The 14,962-nt window shown below is 69.4% G+C and carries 12 protein-coding genes; 4 read left to right on the top strand and 8 right to left on the bottom strand.

All coding sequences use genetic code 11. The features are described from left to right. Positions 1–100 precede the first annotated feature (100 nt). From ACIA77_RS10380 to ACIA77_RS10365, 4 genes are all read right to left on the bottom strand, one after another. Positions 101–847, bottom strand: coding sequence for an ESX secretion-associated protein EspG (locus tag ACIA77_RS10380; RefSeq protein ID WP_395885499.1), 747 nt, complete (start codon positions 845–847; stop codon positions 101–103). Between the two features lie 291 nt (positions 848–1,138). Then, positions 1,139–2,368, bottom strand: coding sequence for a WXG100 family type VII secretion target (locus ACIA77_RS10375; RefSeq protein WP_395885497.1), 1,230 nt, complete (start codon positions 2,366–2,368; stop codon positions 1,139–1,141). Positions 2,369–2,384: 16 nt separating this feature from the next. After that, positions 2,385–2,993 carry a DUF3558 domain-containing protein gene (locus ACIA77_RS10370; protein ID WP_395885496.1) on the bottom strand — a complete coding sequence of 203 codons (609 nt, stop codon included), beginning with the start codon at positions 2,991–2,993 and terminating at the stop codon, positions 2,385–2,387. Continuing rightward, positions 2,994–3,383, bottom strand: coding sequence for a PE domain-containing protein (locus tag ACIA77_RS10365; protein ID WP_395885495.1), 390 nt, complete (start codon positions 3,381–3,383; stop codon positions 2,994–2,996). 432 nt (positions 3,384–3,815) lie between these two features. On the opposite strand from ACIA77_RS10365, the gene ACIA77_RS10360 reads away from it, so the two are divergent. Further along, positions 3,816–6,128, top strand: coding sequence for an oxidoreductase (locus ACIA77_RS10360; protein WP_395885494.1), 2,313 nt, complete (start codon positions 3,816–3,818; stop codon positions 6,126–6,128). Between the two features lie 519 nt (positions 6,129–6,647). Here ACIA77_RS10360 and ACIA77_RS10355 read toward each other — a convergent pair. Continuing rightward, on the bottom strand, positions 6,648–7,214 hold the full coding sequence (locus tag ACIA77_RS10355) for a hypothetical protein (RefSeq protein WP_395885493.1): 567 nt from the start codon (positions 7,212–7,214) through the stop codon (positions 6,648–6,650). A 183-nt stretch (positions 7,215–7,397) separates the two neighbouring features. Here ACIA77_RS10355 and ACIA77_RS10350 point away from each other — a divergent pair, with 183 nt between their 5' ends. Genes ACIA77_RS10350 through ACIA77_RS10340 form a run of 3 tightly spaced genes read left to right on the top strand, consistent with a single transcriptional unit; the run spans position 7,398 to position 11,416 of the window. Further along, on the top strand, positions 7,398–9,221 hold the full coding sequence (locus ACIA77_RS10350) for an NHL domain-containing thioredoxin family protein (protein ID WP_395885644.1): 1,824 nt from the start codon (positions 7,398–7,400) through the stop codon (positions 9,219–9,221). 40 nt (positions 9,222–9,261) lie between these two features. Then, positions 9,262–9,555: a GroES family chaperonin gene (locus ACIA77_RS10345; protein WP_395885643.1), complete on the top strand. Its 294-nt coding sequence runs from the start codon at positions 9,262–9,264 to the stop codon at positions 9,553–9,555. 22 nt (positions 9,556–9,577) lie between these two features. Beyond that, entirely contained in the window at positions 9,578–11,416 is a 1,839-nt protein-coding gene (locus tag ACIA77_RS10340) for a VanW family protein (RefSeq protein WP_395885492.1), read from the top strand. Positions 11,417–11,476: 60 nt separating this feature from the next. On the opposite strand, the gene ACIA77_RS10335 is transcribed toward ACIA77_RS10340, so the two are convergent. The 3 genes from ACIA77_RS10335 to ACIA77_RS10325 all read right to left on the bottom strand — a co-directional run bounded on the left by ACIA77_RS10335 (position 11,477) and on the right by ACIA77_RS10325 (position 14,756). After that, positions 11,477–11,752, bottom strand: coding sequence for a GlsB/YeaQ/YmgE family stress response membrane protein (locus ACIA77_RS10335; RefSeq protein WP_395885491.1), 276 nt, complete (start codon positions 11,750–11,752; stop codon positions 11,477–11,479). Positions 11,753–11,964: 212 nt separating this feature from the next. After that, positions 11,965–13,809: an acyl-CoA dehydrogenase gene (locus ACIA77_RS10330; protein ID WP_395885489.1), complete on the bottom strand. Its 1,845-nt coding sequence runs from the start codon at positions 13,807–13,809 to the stop codon at positions 11,965–11,967. 158 nt (positions 13,810–13,967) lie between these two features. Continuing rightward, complete coding sequence (locus ACIA77_RS10325) at positions 13,968–14,756, bottom strand: response regulator transcription factor (RefSeq protein WP_395885488.1); 789 nt, start codon at positions 14,754–14,756, stop codon at positions 13,968–13,970. Between the last annotated feature and the right edge of the window lie 206 nt (positions 14,757–14,962).

Genomic DNA, 14,962 nt, shown 5'->3' with positions numbered 1-14,962 from the left:
GCGATGTGGCCAACGGAACGGATCCGCGTTGATGTGCCTTCCCGATGGGACGCCGGCAACCGCCTGGTCACTGTTCACACGTGGGATGCAACAGAGGTACTCAGCGCCCGCTGCGCAGTTCCTTCTCGACCTGCTGCACCTTGTTCACGATGTCGTGCGGCCCCGCCCCGGACAGGCTGATCCACCCCGACTTGTCGACGCCGAACAGGATCCGGCCCTGCTCCGTGTCCATCCAGCCGGGCGGGTTGTCGTTGCGCAAACGCTTTCCACGGCCGTCGCGCACCGCGACGTACAGGCGGCCGAAGTAGGTCTTCGGCGTCCTGATCCACTGCACCACCTGCTTGGCATCACGGATGCTCGGGCTCGTGGCGCTCGGGATCGTGCCGCTCTTGATGGCGTTGAAATCCGCGTCGGAGCAGTTCAGCGACGCGATCCGCGCCGGCGGCGCCTCCGGCAGCAGCAACGCGAACTCGCGCGCCAACGCGTCCGCCGACACCGGCGCGACGTAAAGGACCTGGTTGACCGCCACGACGCTCACCGCATCGCGCCCGCTCGCCGCGGTGCGCACCGTCCGCTCGCCCTTGTCGGACTTCACCCACGAGTAGTACTCGACACCCGGGCGCTGCAGCAGTTGCATGACCTCGACGAAGTCGTCGTCGAGCCGTCCGCCGCGCAGCAGGCCCCGCTGGTTCAGCTCCGCGTCGGTCTCGGCTGCCAGCTGCTTCCGCTCGTCCGGTGAGTACCACAGCGCGCCCCGCACGAGCGTCGGGTGGATGTCCCCGAGGTTGAGCCGCTCGAGCAACACCTCGTACGCCTGCAGGCTCAGCTCCACCGGCTTGCGCAGCACTTACTTCTCCCCCTCTTGAGAAACCTCCGGTGCGCAGTCGGAAGCCTTCGGCGCCGCTGTTCCGTGAGGTGTCGCCACCGTGCCTCCCCGCACGGGCCGCTCCAGTTGCCGGGCGCGGCCTACCCTCAGTTCAGATTCCGCTTCGCTTGGTGACTTTAACAGGGTTCAAACGCCTCAAACGGCGCTTCCCACAAGATCACCCAGCTCGGTATACAGCCGTGACTGTCACCGATCCTGCCCAGTAGCGAGACGGCGTGGACCCGATGCCCGGCCCACGCCGGTGTCGCCTCGCTACGCGCCGATCACCGGCGGCGTCGGCTTGTTGCCGTCGTACCCACCGAAGATCGAGTCCGGGTCTTCTTCCGACAGGAGGATCTTGCGCTGGTGCTCCTCGTCCTCGGTGCCCTTGCCACCTTTGGCGCCGCCGGCGCCCATGCCACCCATGCCGGGCTGGCCCTTGGCACCTGCCGCGCCCATCCCGCCAGGTCGCGCAGCTCCCGCGCCCTCGCCCATCGCGCCGGCCCCGCTGCCGGCGCCCGCGCCGCGCCCGGCCGCCCCACCGCTCGACGCACCGCCTCCGCCGGGCCCGAAGCCGCCACCACTGCCGCTCCCGCCCGGCCCGAAGCCGCCACCGAGCCTGCCGCTGCCCGGCCCGAAGCCGCTGCCCCCGCCGGGCCCGAACCCGCCCACCGGCCCGAACCCCGGGGTGAAGCTGCTGCCGCCACCGCCGGGCCCGTTGACGCCACCGCCGGGCCCCTGCCACGGCTGCGTCCCCGGCCCACCGGGCGTCTGTGTCGGACCCGCGAACGCCGCACTCGTCGAGTCATTCGCCGCCGGCGCGTTCACGGCCGGCGTGTGCCCCGGCGGCGGAGGGGCCTGGTAACCAGCTGCGCCGAGAGGCGCGGAGTAGGTGGAGGGGCCGGGGGTGTACCCGCCGGAATGCCCCGACGAGTGACCGCTGATGCCGCCCGAACTGTGCGTACCACCCGACGTCCCGGGCGTGACCTGATCGGGTGTGATGCCACCGGCTGACACGTTGGGATCGTGCGCCGCAGGGTAGTCAGCAGCCAGCGTCGACTGGCGCGGCTGCGTGCTCTGGAAGTACGGCTCGTACAGATCGACGTTGAACTTGGTGTCCGCGTCGAACTTAGCCGCGGCCTTTTCGTCGTCGCTCGCTCCGAAGGAAAACCAGTCTTCCAGCGTGTTGTCGTCGGGCCGGTCTTTGCCTACATCCTTTGCGGTGTCGCGGACGTGCGCGAACGCCGTGATCTGTTCTTCCATAGAACGCTGCGCGCGGTCGAGGTTCTCAGCTGCGACCTGGGAAGACTGGATGAGGGGGCTAAGCCCGGCCGACGCACCGTCCGCCGCCTGGCCCATCCAGAAGGACTGAAGGGAGGCCTGCGTCCCAGTGATCGTCTGTACCAGCTGCTCGTGGATGCCTTTGAGGGTTCCTGAGGTTTGTTGTGCGGTACCCAGCGAGCTGGTATCGCCAGGCTCGTGCGTTTTTGGTAGATCTCCCATCCGCTGTACGTCACGGCTAAGCGCCCTTCAGGTGTTCGACGGCGAACTTGGCCACATCGGTGGCGAGCCCACAGCTGTCGGACTCGCGCGGGTTCGCTGTGTCGAGTCGCGAGTTGATCGTGTAGAGCAGGTCGTTTCGCACACCCACCGCCAAGGTGCACACGCCAGCTCCTTCGCCGCCCTGCGCATATACGACAGCGGGGTATCCATCGACGGCGGGCTGCGGCTTGAAGGTGGTCAGGCTTCCGTCTTTGCTGCTGGCGTAGAGGCTGCTGAGACCTTCCTTGTTCGCCGAGGTGAATCCCGCGGTGATGGTTCCGTACTCGCCGGAGTACGTCCAGACGCAGTTGTTCCCGGTCGGATCGTTTTCCGTCTGCGTACTCTGGACTTTTCCGCCGAGCGATTCGATCTGCGCCGCAGTGATCGCGCTGCACGGATCGGACTCCACAGCGGTGGTTTTCGTCAGCGGAGAACCCACATTTGGTGCTCCGGCAAACGGAAGCCCGCCAGTGCTGCTGGGTGGGGCGGGCGTTGTGGCGGTACCAGATGTGCCGCCGCCGCTGCAGCCAGAGAGTGCCGCGACTACGACGATGAGCGCAGGCGTGGTGAGCCGGCGGATGTGCATTCAGTCGACCTTTCCGGTTCCTCGCAGCGCTTCAAGCGCGGCTTCATCGTGGCGCTGGTACGCGTCGCTCACTTCTTTGAGCTTATCGCGGTACGCTTTCACGAAATCGACAGCGCTTTGCAAAAATTGCTGGTAAGAAGCGCCGGATGTTTTTGCGACGTTGACGTAGCCCACGCTTCCGACGTCGCTGCCAGGTTGGCGGATCTGTACGAGATTCGCGGCCAGGACCGTCGCGTGCCGGAGGTCGCCATCGATGGTCGCGTCGAGCTCGCTGATGACCTTGGTCATGGCTTCCGGCTCGAACTTCCACCCACCGCCGGCCGATGCGGCGGCGAAGTCGGCTTGTGCCTGTTGCGCGCCAAGCGCTTTGTAGTCCGGCGGCTGCGTCACGGACACGGTCTGACCAGGCAGTGGCACCGGTGGTGCACCAGGTGGCGGTGGCTGATTCGGCGTAGTGCTCGTCAGCTCGTTCTGGACTCCCTGAAGTCCACCCGTCTGTCCGTCTGGCATGTCGTGCCTCCCCGCACGGGCCGCCGGCGGCGGCCTACCCTCTGTTCAGCTCCAGCTCCAGCAAGTGACCTTAACAGGGACGACATGCCGACAGGACCGCTTCCCGCAAGATCACCCGGCGACACCAAATTGCTCGGCAGGCGTTGAAAAAGCCTCAATCCGCGCACGAGAGCGCACGCCAAAGCCGATACGCACGGTGATCACCGAGAAACACCCGGTAAAACACCTGACCACAGCCATCCGGACTACTCCGTTAGGACGATTGCGCCCCGGCGTTCCTTCCGATTCGCTGGGGGCCGAACGCAGTGGCGAATGAGGGGGCACGTGCCGACCGACACGACGTGGCCGCCGCTGGATCCGTTCGCCGGGGTGCCCGACAAGAGGTACGAGGTCAAGGCCGCGGACCTGCTCAAGCCCGGCCAGACCGGGATCCTGCGGTGGCGCCGGCAGGCCACGAACGCGCCGATCGTGCAGGTGGAGGACGCCTACATCACCGGGACGTTCGACCTCAGGGCCGCGGACATCGGCTACCTGTTCCGCTTCGAGCGCTGCCGGTTCGAGAACCCGCCGGACGTGCGGGAGGCGAACGTCCTCGGCCTCGTCTTCCGGAAGTGCTGGCTGCCGGGACTGAAGGCGCGCAACCTCCGCAGCCGCAACGACGTGCGGCTGATCCGCAGCGTCGTGGAGGTCGGGCCGGAGGACAGCGAGATCCCCGAGACGACCATCATGCGCGGCGACGACCGCGAGCGCGGCATGCCCAACGCCGCCGTGAATCTCACCGACGCCGTGATCGAGGGCTCGGTCGTGCTAACGCGCACGACGATCAAGCACCCCCACGGCAAGGCGATCCAGGCCGACCGCCTCGTGATCACCGGCGCGCTGCTCGCGTACCGCATGGTGGCGCGCGGGGAGGTGCGCGTGCCGGGCATGCGCACGGGCGGCAACGTGAACTTCTCCGGCGCCACGTTCGACAACCCGGACGGCTTCGCCCTCAACGGCAACGGCCTCCACATCGGCGGCAGCCTGCTGTGCGAAGTGGACAACTACGGCCCCGCTGCCGAGCGGAAGCGGTTCTCCGCCAAGGGGATCGTGTACCTTCCGAGCGCCACTGTGGACAGTGACATCGTGCTGCGCGAGGCGCACCTGACCGTGAACCAGAACGGGCCGGTGGCCGTGGACGCGTGGAAGTCCAACGACCCGTACCTCGACCCGCGCCCGGCGCTCGTCGCCGATCGGCTGAAGGTGGACGGCAACCTGGAGCTGTCCGACGGGCTGCGCGCGTTCGGCACGCTGCGCATGGTCAACGCGCGCATCGGCGGCTCGCTGCGCCTGGCCGGCGCGGAGATCAAGATGGTGCGCGGCCGCGCGGCGCCGTACTACGACCGCGCGCTGCACCTGGACGGCTCGACGATCGGCGGCGACGTCGAGGCCACCAACCTGCGCGTCCCCGTGGGCCAGCTGCGCATGGCGGACGTGCAGATCGGCGGCAACTTCCTCGCCTGGAACTCGATGTTCCTGCACCCCGGCCGCGACGTCTTCTCCGCGCGGCGCGCCAAGGTCGCCGGCAACTTCCAGCTCACCGACGCGACGCTGGAGGGCACGCTGCGCCTGCAGGGCGTCGAGGTCGGCGGCAGCGTGAACCTGTTCGGCACGAAGCTGACGGAGCCGGGGCAGCGCAGCACGTCCAGCTTCTCGCTCGACGTCCGCACCGCGCGCATCGGCCGCGACCTGGTGCTGACGGAGAACAAGGAGCGCGCGTTCGTCGCCGAGGGCGGCGTCAACCTCGACGGCGCGCAGATCGCGCGGCGGCTCGAGTTCGGCGGCGCACAGCTCGGTTCGCTTCCGGCGCACGGGATCGCGCTCGACGCGAGCGACGTGATCGCCGACGAGTTCCTGCTCGGCCTGCGCGTGCCGCCCGCCGGGCGCGTCGTCCTGCGCCGCGCGCACTGCGGCACGCTCGGCGACACCGAGGAGTTCTGGGCGGCCCGCGACGGCATCGAGCTCGACGACTTCCGTTACGACGCACTGAAACGCGGCATCGCCCTCGACGACGACGCGGCGCTCGACCACCGCATCGCGTTGCTGCGCAAGGCGATGCGCGGCTACCGCCCCGGGCCGTACGACCAGCTCGCGGCGACCTTGCGCGCGGCCGGCAACGAGGAACACGCGTCGACGGTCGGGTTGCGCAAACAGGAGTTCCGCTACGACGCGCTGGCGAAGGGGTTCAAGATCTTCGGCCCGGGCGTTCGGCTGTGGAGCTTCCTGCAGCGTTCGATGGTCGGCTACGGCTACCGGCCGGTGCGCGCGCTGGGCTGGCTGCTGACGCTGCTGGTGCTCGGCAGCCTGTGGTTCGGCCTCGGCAGCGACGACTGCGTGCAGAACCCCGGCCGCTACGCCGTCAGCGGGCCGCGGTGCCTGGTGAACCAGCAGGACACGGGCCTGCAATGGAACCCGGTGATCTACACGGCGGACCTGCTGGTGCCCATCGTGGACTTCGGCAACAAGTCCCGCTGGTACATGCACGGCGCCGACAACTGGGTGGCCGCCGGCTTCACCGTCTCCGGCTGGATCCTCGCCACGACCGTCGCGGCGGGCTTCGGCCGCATGGTGCGCCGGGACGGTTGATCGGCTCTGGGCATGCTTCGCGGACGACGCTTTGTTCGCCGTGGAGGTTGATCGGCGGCCCTGAGCGCTCTGCCCGCCTTTCTGCCGCACGTGGCACATTCGGACGGTCCGTCTTCAACGCCCGCTGTACCGCGTTCCGAGTGCTCGTAACGTCCGCGCGGCTGCAGTCAGCAACGCCTGCGGCCTGCAACGCTCGCTGTCCGCGCTGCCTGCTGTCCGCAACGCTCGCCGTCCGCGCTGCCCGCTGCCGCCATGCCCGCCGTCGCAATGCCCACCACCTGAAACGCCTGTCGTTCGCAACGCCGCCGCCGTGCAGCGCCCGCCCTCCCTCAGGGGGTTCCCCCGAGATCCATTTTATCGGCGAGGGGTGACGGCAAGCCGGAAAGCGGCGGTTCAGAGCCGAGTCGTCCACAACTTGCGGATGGTGTGGACAAGTGGTGAATCGGTGACGCCTGGGCGGTGGTGTTCAGGCATGCTGGCGTAAGAGGAGGTGAGGCCGAGACGGCAACCAACGGCGGTTCAGTCGACCAGTTCCGACCAGAAGTCCACCGGGCGAGCCTCGCCGGGCTGTTCCTCCAAGGGGGAGCCCCCGAACTCGTGCCGCAGGTAGCTGCGCAGGTCCCAGCCGCAAATGGTGACGTCGGAGTGGTAGACCGACAGCACCGGGAAGCCTGACGCGCCCGCGATGCCCGGCAGGTAGCGGTGTCCGCAGACGGGCACCAGTTGCGGCACCGCGGCCAGGCTGCGGCGAGCGCACGCCAGCGCGTTGGACAGCACGCGCGGCCGGGCGCCCCACGACGGGCGCCACAGGCCGTTGTGCTCGACCTCGTACAGGAGGCCGTCCACGGGCCAGTCCAGGCGTTTGCGCAGGTGGTCCGGGTTGCCGTGGAGCCAGTCGGGCCAGCGGTCGCCCACGGGGACGCCCGCGGTGAGGAACGTGCGGTGGTCGGGGGAAAACCGGAAGCCGAACTGGGCTTCGACGTCGTCGAGGTCGGTGTCGGACAAGCCGGGGCGCAGGGGCTCCCCGAGGCTTTCCTGCAGGGTGCGGGCCTCCTCCGCCGTGAGGACTTGCTGGACGTGCGACATGCGAAGAAGCGTACGTACCGCCAACCCGCCGACGCGCGCCCTTTTCCGCCGCTTTGACGGTTAACCCACGCCTAACCCCTGGACTCCCTCGCCGGGGTGAGGTTCTTCTCTCAGAGCGTGGATAACGGAACACGCCGCGGCAACGTGTAGTTCACTCTTCGCGTGACTTCCCCACAGGCACGCGTGCGTGCTCCGGAACTCAACGGCGACGTCTGGCTGAACACGGGCGGCCGCCGGCTGTCGCTGGCGGAGTTGCGCGGGCGCGTCGTGCTGCTCGATTTCTGGACCAGCGGCTGCATCAACTGCCTGCACGTGCTCGACGAACTGCGCCCGCTCGAGGAGGAGTTCGGCGACGTCCTCGTGACGATCGGCGTGCACTCGCCGAAGTTCCAGCACGAGGGCACGCGCGAATCGGTCGAGGCGGCCGTCCGGCGCTACGAGGTGCACCACCCCGTGGTGAGCGACCCGAAGATGGAGCTCTGGTCGCAGTACGCCGTGCGCGCGTGGCCGACGCTGGCGGTCGTGGACCCCGAGGGCTACGTCGTGCACGTCGCAGCGGGTGAGGGGCACGGGGAGGCGCTGCGGCGCGTCGTCGCGGAGCTCGTGGAGAAGCACACGGCCAAGGGCACGCTGCGCCGCGGCGGCAGCCCGTACGTGGCCGTCGAGGAGCAGCAGACGGAGCTGCGCTTCCCGAGCAAGGCCGTCGCCACCGCCGGGGGCCGCATCCTGGTCGCCGACACCGGCCACCACTCCGTGGTCGAGTTCGCATCGGACGGCGAGACCGTGATCCGCCGCTTCGGCAGCGGCGAGCGCGGCGCGCAGGACGGGCCGTTCGACGTCGCCACCTTCACCGAACCGGCCGGGATCGCGTTGCTGCCCAACGCGGTCGCCCAGCGCGCCGGGTACCACGCCGTCGTCGCGGACACCGCGGGACACCGCCTGCGCGGCCTCGACCTGAACACCGGCGACGTCACCACGGTCGCGGGCACGGGCAACCAGTGGCGCAACGGCAGCGACACCGGCAAGGCTGTGGACGTCGACCTCACGAGCCCGTGGGACGTCGCGTGGTGGGGCCCGGCGGGCGGCGTCGTGGTCGCCATGGCCGGCAACCACACGCTCAGCGTCTTCGACCCCGTCTCCGGGGACATCCGCCGCTTCGCGGGCACCACCGTCGAAGGACTGAGAGACGGCGACGTGCGCGAAGCGTTCTTCGCGCAAACCTCCGGCCTCGCACCCGACGGCGACAAGCTGTGGCTCGCCGACGCCGAAACCTCGGCGCTGCGCTGGATCGAGCCCGACGGCGAGACGTTCGCCGTGCACACCGCCATCGGCACCGACCTGTTCTCCTTCGGCCACGCCGACGGCCCGGCCGACCAGGCGCTGCTGCAGCACCCGCTGGGCGTGGCCGTGCTGCCCGGCGACCGCATCGCGATCGCCGACACCTACAACGGCGCCGTGCGCCGCTACGACCCGTTCACGCGCGAAGTCACCACGCTCGCGACTGGCCTCGCCGAGCCGCAAGGCCTGCTGCTGCACGACGGCGAGCTGTTCGTCGTCGAGTCCGCCGGCAACCGCCTCGCGCCGCTCGCGACGGAGGTCACGAACGTGGCCGGCGAGAAGAACGCCGTCCGCCGGCCGCCGACGGTGCTCGCGCCCGGCGAAGTCGACTTCGCCGTGGTCTTCACGCCGCCGCCGGGCGAGAAGCTCGACGAGCGCTACGGCCCGTCCACGCGGCTGGAGATCAGCGCGTCGCCCCCGGAGCTGCTCGCGGACGGCTCCGGCGTCGGCACGGACCTGACGCGCCGGATCCGGTTCGCTGAGGGCGTAACCGAGGGCGTGCTGCAGGTCGTCGCACAGGCGGCCAGCTGCGACGACGGCGGTGAGCACCCCGCGTGCCGCATCACGAGGCAGGACTGGGGGGTTCCGGTGCGCTTCCAGAGCGGCGGTGAGCGGTTGCTCAGCCTGGTCATGGCGGGTGAACCGAAGGCCGCGTCACCCGGTCAGTAACATTGCAGGCGTGTCGGCAAAGCCCAAGCTCGAAATCCAGATGCTGCAGGACCGCGTGCTCGTGCGCCTGTCGCCCGAGGAGGGCGAACGCCGCAGCAGCGGCGGCATCGTGATTCCGGCGACCGCGCAAGTGGCCCGCAGGCTCGCCTGGGGTGATGTACTGGGCGTCGGCAACAGTGTGCGCAACGTCAAGCAGGGCGATCGCGTGCTCTTCAACCCGGAGGACCAGCTCGAGGTCGAGATCCAGGGCGAAGGGCACTTCGTGATGCGCGAGCGGGACATCCACGCCGTCGCCACCGAGCGGACCGAACACGGCACGGGGCTCTACCTGTAGCTCCCCGGCCAGGGGAGGCAGCGTGCGCGAACCGGACGACGCGTACTTCGTCGACGAGCTGCTGGCCGAAGGCGGCCCGCTCCCCGAAGACGACGACCTCGCCACGGAGATCTTCTCCGTCGTCGACGGCCCGGCGCCGCGGGAACGGCCGCACGAGAAGCTGCGCACGGGCGTCGCGCGCACGTTCATGATCGTCGGCTGCGCGCTCGGCCTCTTCGTGCTGCTGTACGCGATCGACCTCGTCACCAGCGCCGGCGACGTCCCGCGTGGCGTGCTCGTGGCGGGCGTCGACGTCGGCGGCCTCTCGCACGCCGACGCGGAGGCGAAGCTGCGCTCGGACCTGCAACCGCGGCTGACGCGGCCGGTGCCGGTGCACGCGGGTGACGTCACGGCGTCGCTCGTGCCCGCGCAGTCCGGCCTCGGCCTCGACTGGCCGGCCACGCTCGCGCAGGCCGGCCACCAGCCGCTCAGCCCGCTGACCCGCATCCTGTCGTTCTTCACCACGCGCGAAGTGGGCGTCGTGACGAAATCGGACCACGAGCAGGTCGAGCAGGCCGTGCGCGGGCTCGCCGCCACCGAGCTCAACCACCCCCTGGTCGAGGGCAGCATCGGCTTCCGGCCCACGGCCGACGGCGCCGTCACGCCGTACGCGGTGGAACCACGCCAGGGCCAGGAGCTCACCGACGTTCCGGCCGCCGCGCAGAACGTCATCGACGAGTGGCTGGTCCCGCGCGGCGTCGCGCTGCGGATGGCCGTCACACCCGCGAAGGCGACGTCGGCCAGCGTCCACTCGCTGCTGGACCAGGTCGTGAAACCCGCCGTGGCGGCGCCGGTGACGCTGCACGGCCAGGGCAAGGACGTCGCGCTGAAGCCGGCCGCCCTCGCGGCCGCGTTCCAGTTCGCGTCGCGCGACGGCGGCACGCTCGAGCTGCGCATCGACCAGAGCAAGCTGCGCCAAGCCGTGCAACAGGACCTGGCGGCGACGGAAACCGACGGGAAGAACGCCGAGATCGTGTTCACCACGGGCGCCCCCACCGTCGAGCCGTCCGAGGACGCGCGGAAGATCAACTGGGGCACCACCTTCACGCCGCTCACGGCCGTGCTCGCGAAGGCGACCGGGCGCGATCTCACGGTGGCTTACGACACCACGAAACCCAGCCTGTCCACGGAGGACGCCAACGCGCTGGGCCTCAAGGATGTCATCGGCGAGTTCACCACCAGCGGCCTCACCGGCCCGGCGCTCACGAACGTGCAGACGCTGGCCGAGCGCGTGTCCGGCGCGATCGTGAAGCCCGGCGAGACGTTCAGCCTCACCGCTCGGTCGGGCGCGCGGACCGCGGCCAACGGCTACGTCAGCGCACCCGCGGCGGAGGACGGCACCGGTCCTTCCGTGGTGGGCGGCGGGGTTTCGCAGCTCGCGTCCACTTTGTACAACGCGGCGTACCTCGCGGGCCTCGGCGACGGCGGCCACCTCGCGCACGACCACTACCTCGACCGCTACCCCGCGGGCCGCGACGCGAAAGCCGTTGACGACAGCGGAAATCCGGTGGAGCTCAAGATCTCCGACGACGACGACACCGGTTTCGCGATCCAGGCCGGCGTCAGCGGCGATTCCGTGACGGTGCGGATCTGGGGCACGGCGCACTACCGCGTCGAGGGCCGCACCGGTGACCCGTCGAACGAGGTGGCCCCGACCGTCCAATTCGGACCCGGGTCCGACGGCGCGTGCCACCCGTCGGCGGGTGCGCCGGGCTTCAGCGTCTCCGACACGCGCGTGCTGTACGACGTGGCCACGGGCAGCGAAGTGCGCGAGGAAACGCGAAACACCACGTATTCGCCGCAACCGATCGTCGTCTGCTGACCGTCCACAAAGCACGGCCCGGTCCCTCTCGCGAAGGACCGGGCCGCCGGGTCGAACGTGCTACCTCTTGATGCTTCGCCTGCCCCACAGGTTCGCCACGAGCGTCACACCGAGTGCGGCGAGCACGACCTGCGTGATGATCTCGAGCCAGTCGATGCCGTTCGTGTCGGCGTACCCGATGCCGCGTGCGATGGCGGTGCCGACGAAGGCGGCCACGATACCCACGATGATGGTGAGCCAGATCGGGATCGACTGCTTGCCGGGCACGACCAGTCGGCCCAGCAGACCGAGGATCAGGCCGATCACGATGGCGGAGATGATGCCGGAGACAGTCATCGTCACTCCTCTGCCTGATGGAATCCGCGGCCCCGCCGCGGATTCGGTCCCGGAATGCCCGCCGTACCGGCCCCCGAAACCTGGGAACACCGTGATTACACCCCTCGCCCGCCCGGTTGCGGCCACTCGCAGCAGGTGAAGTCACCCGAAAGAAACGCGAACGCCCCCGGCCCGAAATCGGCCGGAGGCGTCCGCAGGGGGAAGGGAGAGACTCAGAAAGCCGCCTCGTCCACGTCCATCAGCGCGTTGTCGGCGTTCTCGACGATCGTGCGCCGCGAGGACAGCTCCGGCAGCACGGACTTGGCGAAGAACGACGCCACCGCCACCTTGCCCTCGTAGAAGGGCACGTCCTTGGCCGGCGCGCCGGCGTCCAGTTTCGCGGTGGCGACCTCGGCCTGCTTGAGCAGCTGCCAGCCCACCAGCAGGTCGCCCATCGACATCAGCAGCCGCACGGTGTGCTGGCCGACCTTGTTGATGTTCAGCGGGTCTTCCTGCGAAGCGGTGAGGTGGCCGATCATCGCGCCGAGCATGCCCTGCGCGTCCTCGAGGGCCTGCTTGAGCAGCCCGCGCTCGTTCTTGAGCCGGCCGTTGCCCGCCTCGGCTTCGATGAACTTCGTGATCTCACCGGCGAGGTACGCGAGCGCCTGGCCCTTGTCGCGGACGATCTTGCGGAAGAAGAAGTCCAGCGACTGGATGGCCGTGGTGCCTTCGTACAACGAGTCGATCTTCGCGTCGCGGATGTACTGCTCGAGTGGGTAGTCCTCCAGGAAGCCGGAGCCGCCGAGGGTCTGCAGCGACTGCACGAGCTGCTCGGTCGCGCGCTCGGAGCCGACGCCCTTGACGACGGGCAGCAGGAGGTCGTTGACGCTGTGCGCCAGCTTCAGCGCGGCCTCGTCACCTTCCTTCGTCCACAGCTGGTCCTGGAACGACGCCGTGTACAGGTACACCGCGCGCAGGCCCTCCGCGTACGCCTTCTGCAGCATCAGCGACCGGCGCACGTCCGGGTGGTGCGTGATGGTGACGCGCGGCGCGGCCTTGTTGAGCATGTTCGGCAGGTCGGCGCCCTGCACGCGCTCCTTGGCGTAGGCGAGGGCGTTGAGGTAGCCGGTGGACAGCGTCGCGATGGCCTTGGTGCCGACCATCATGCGGGCGTACTCGATGACCTGGAACATCTGCGCGATGCCGTCGTGCACCTCGCCGAGCAGCCAGCCCTTGGCCGGGGTGCCGTGCTGGCCGAACGTCAGCTCGCACGTGGTGGACACCTTGATGCCCATCTTGTGCTCGACGTTGGTCACGAAGGCGCCGTTGCGCTCGCCGAGCTCACCGGTCTCGGAGTCGAAGTGGAACTTCGGTACGAGGAACAGCGACAGGCCCTTGGTGCCCGGCTTGGTCTCGATGCCGGGACCCTCGGGGCGGGCCAGCACCAGGTGCATGATGTTCTCGGCCATGTCGTGCTCGGCCGAGGTGATGAAGCGCTTCACACCGTCGAGGTGCCAGGAGCCGTCCTCCTGCAGCACGGCCTTGGTGCGGCCGGCGCCGACGTCGGAACCCGCGTCCGGCTCGGTCAGGACCATCGTGGCGCCCCACTGGCGGTCGATCATGAGCTGCGCCCAGCGCTTCTGCTCTTCGGTGCCGTTGTTGTTCACGATCATGGCGAAGTTCGGGCCCGCCATGTACATGAACAGCGGCGCGTTGGCGCCCAGGATGAGCTCCGAGGCGGCCCACTGCACCGTCGGGGGCAGGCCGAAGCCGCCGAGGTCGTTGGTGAGGCCGAGGCGCCACCACTCGCCGTCGAGCAGCTGCTTGTAGCTCTTCTTGAACGGCTCGGGGATCTTCACGCTGAAGGTCTTGGGGTCGTACACCGGCGGGTTGCGGTCCGCGTCGGCGTAGGACTCGGCGAGCGGGCCGGTGGCGAGCTTGTTCAGCTCCGCGAGCACGCCGCGGGCGGTTTCCTCGTCCGACTCGGCCAGCACGCCCTTGCCAAGGCGGTCCTGCACGCCGAGTACCTCGAAGAGGTTGAACTCCAGGTCGCGGACGTTGCTCTTGTAGTGGCCCATGTCGTCACTCCGTGTCGTGTTCGGCTTTCCGGCCGGGCACTCGTTCCCTTACTCGCCGGTAACTTCAGGATATTACCTATGAGTAACTGGAGCAAGCGAATCCGCTCTTCCAGGGGGCGAATTCCACCGAAAAACCGACATCCACCAGGAAGCCGACGTCAATGCGTGCCGCGCGCCACGGCGCGGTCGACGGGCATCGGGGTGTGTCCGTCGTCCGCGTGGGGCACGAGGATGCCGCTGCGGAACGCGATGGTCACCGCGTGTGTGCGGTCTCGCGCCGAGAGTTTGCGCAGGATGCTCTTCACGTGGGTGCGCACCGTTTCGACCGAGAGGAACAGCAGCTTCGCGATCGCCGAGTTCTCCAGGCCCTCGGCCACGAGCTGCAGCACCTGGTACTCGCGGCGCGACAGGGGCATGGCGCCCTTGGGTTGCGTCAGGTGCTCCTCCGCCGGCGCCGCTCGCGGGGCCGGCTGCCGTTTGGGCCGCGCCGTGAGCGCGGCCAGCCCCGGGTCGATGTAGCGCCGGTCGGTGTGCGCGCGCCGCACGGCCTCGGCCAGCCGCCGCGGGTCCACGGCCCGGGGCACGATGGCGTGCGCACCCGCCGCGATGGCCGTGGCCAGGAACTGCTGGGTGCGGTTGACGTCGCGGACCAGCGTCACGAGCACGACGGCCGGATCGCCGGAGTTGAGCATCTTCATGAGGTGGCAGTGCGGATCGAGTGCTGAATCGACGATCACCACGTCGGGGCGCACCTGCTCGCACAGCTGCATGGCCGCGTGGTGGCTGGCCGCCTGGCCCGCCCAGTGCAGCCCCGGCGTCCGGTGGACCATCGCCGCGAGTCCCTCGCGGAAGATCGGGAGTGGGTCGACCACAGCGACTCCCAAGCTGCGGTTCGCGGTCGGTTGTCCGGGCACAGCCGGCGTTCGGTGGGGCTCGATGCCGCGCATCTCGGGCCTCCGTCCTCTGGTCGTTCCCGGGTCGCCAGGCCGCCCACGCACGCCCCCCGGCGTGCCGTCCCGGCACCACCCGATCCCCCCTGCTGGGACCGGACGGGAATGACACCTTGTCCTTGATTCGACTCCTTTGAAGGCCGCCTGTGACGCGGTTTCCCCCTCATGGCCGTATCGGACGGTTGCAGCAAACTCTCCGTAGA

The sequence above is a fragment of the Amycolatopsis sp. NPDC051903 genome (assembly GCF_044452505.1).
GTDB lineage: Bacteria > Actinomycetota > Actinomycetes > Mycobacteriales > Pseudonocardiaceae > Amycolatopsis.
Note: the sequence above shows the minus strand (reverse complement) of the source record. Positions and strands in the feature narration are given on the sequence as shown.